The organism is Caballeronia novacaledonica (genome assembly GCF_900258035.1).
In the GTDB taxonomy this organism is placed as follows: Bacteria; Pseudomonadota; Gammaproteobacteria; order Burkholderiales; family Burkholderiaceae; genus Caballeronia; species Caballeronia novacaledonica.
On record NZ_OGTP01000061.1, the window covers coordinates 1 to 1,263 of the forward strand.

Below are 1,263 nucleotides of genomic sequence, written 5' to 3' on the forward strand. Positions count from 1 at the left end.
GTGTTCGGTCGCGCGGCGGGCAATCACATCATCAAGCACGCGAAGGAACTGAAGGAGCACAAGCCCCTTCCCGCCGATGCCGCCGACTTCGCGATGGAACGTCTCGCGGTGCTGGAGAAGTCCACGTCGGGCGAATACACGCAGAACATCGCCAACGATATCCGCGCGTCGATGCAGGCGCACGCGGGCGTGTTCCGCACGTCGAAGCTGCTGGAAGAAGGTGTCGGCAAGATCGCGGAACTGGCCGAGCGCGTGAAGCATGTGCATCTGAAGGACAAGTCGAAGGTGTTCAACACGGCGAAGGTCGAGGCGCTCGAGTTGGCGAACCTGATCGAAGTGGCGCGCGCGACGATGGTATCGGCCGAAGCGCGCAAGGAAAGCCGTGGCGCGCACGCGCACAGCGACTACGAGCATCGCGACGACGAGAACTGGATGCGTCACACGCTGTGGTTCAGCGAGGGCGATCGCCTGGAGTACAAGCCGGTGCAGATGAAGCCGCTGACGGTCGAATCGGTGCCGCCGAAGGCGCGTACGTTCTAAGGAAAGCGCAAGGAAATCGAAATGGCAAAACGTATTTTTGAAGTCTATCGCTACGATCCGGACAAGGACGCGGCGCCGCGCATGCAGACGTACGAGCTCGATCTGACGCATGAACGCATGCTGCTCGACGCGCTGGTGAAGCTGAAGGAAGTCGATGAGACGCTGTCGTTCCGTCGTTCGTGCCGCGAAGGCGTGTGCGGCTCGGACGCGATGAACATCAACGGTAAGAACGGCCTCGCGTGTCTGACGAATCTGAATGAACTGCCGCAGAAGATCGTGCTGCGTCCGCTGCCGGGTTTGCCGGTGGTGCGCGATCTGATCTGCGACTTCACGCAGTTCTTCAACCAGTATCATTCGATCAAGCCGTATCTGATCAACGATACGCCGCCGCCCGAGAAAGAACGCCTGCAATCGCCGGTGGAGCGCGACGAGTTGGATGGCCTGTACGAGTGCATCCTGTGCGCGAGCTGCTCGACGTCGTGCCCGAGCTTCTGGTGGAATCCGGACAAGTTCGTCGGTCCGGCGGGCTTGCTGCAAGCCTATCGCTTCATCGCGGACAGCCGCGATCAGGCGACGGGCGAACGCCTCGACAACCTGGAAGATCCGTACCGTCTGTTCCGTTGCCATACGATCATGAATTGCGTCGACGTGTGCCCCAAGGGGCTCAATCCGACCAAGGCGATCGGCAAGATCAAGGAATTGATGGTGCGCCGCGCTGTCTGA

The 1,263-nt window shown here is 60.7% G+C and carries 1 protein-coding gene and 1 pseudogene; both read left to right on the forward strand.

What is annotated here, in order from left to right; translation table 11 throughout:
* Positions 1-540, forward strand: a pseudogene (locus tag NOV72_RS31710) (succinate dehydrogenase/fumarate reductase flavoprotein subunit); the annotation flags it as partial.
* A gap of 21 nt (positions 541-561) precedes the next feature.
* The gene (locus tag NOV72_RS31715) at positions 562-1,263 is read left to right on the forward strand and encodes a succinate dehydrogenase iron-sulfur subunit (protein WP_014193767.1); all 702 of its coding nucleotides are present in this window, start codon (positions 562-564) and stop codon (positions 1,261-1,263) included.

Bases quoted from the DNA above. Each gene is read 5' to 3' on its own strand.
- NOV72_RS31715 (WP_014193767.1), top strand. From the start codon at position 562: ATGGCAAAACGTATTTTTGAAGTCTATCGCTACGATCCGGACAAGGAC.